Below are 458 nucleotides of genomic sequence, written 5' to 3'. Positions count from 1 at the left end.
CGACGGAAGCGCTGAGTTTCTGGGGCGGTGTCGATCCCGCCACCGGCAGGGTGATCGACGTGCATCACCCGCTGCACGGCGTCAGTCTCACCGGCGGCGTGCTCTTCATGCCGACCAGCCGGGGCTCGTGCACCGGGTCTGGCGTTCTGCTCGACCTTATTCTAACGGGCCGGGCGCCATCCGTTCTCGTTTTCTGCGAGGCGGAGGATGTGCTGACCTTGGGCGCACTTGTCGCGGCGGAAATGTTCGAGCGGGCGCTGCCGGTCGTCCGTCTCGACGTCGAAAATTTTGCCCGCTTTTCCCGCGCGGCCCATGTTCGCATCGATGAAAACAGCATCGAGGCCGATGGCCTTTCGCTTGCCATAGCGCATCCCGCGACTGCCCGTCTCGATCTGACGGGTGACGACCGCGCGATGCTGGAAGGGCGCGACGGCATCGCCGTGCGCCAGGCCATGCGC

1 protein-coding gene is annotated in these 458 nt (G+C 65.9%); it reads left to right on the top strand.

Annotated features, from left to right (window positions below):
• Positions 1-458 (top strand): aconitase X swivel domain-containing protein (locus tag D7X55_RS40845; protein WP_121725750.1); only part of this gene is annotated, 458 nt, incomplete at both ends.

Origin of the sequence: Corallococcus sp. AB049A (assembly GCF_003668885.1) — a bacterium.
GTDB lineage: Bacteria > Myxococcota > Myxococcia > Myxococcales > Myxococcaceae > Corallococcus > Corallococcus interemptor.
Note: the sequence above shows the minus strand (reverse complement) of the source record. Positions and strands in the feature narration are given on the sequence as shown.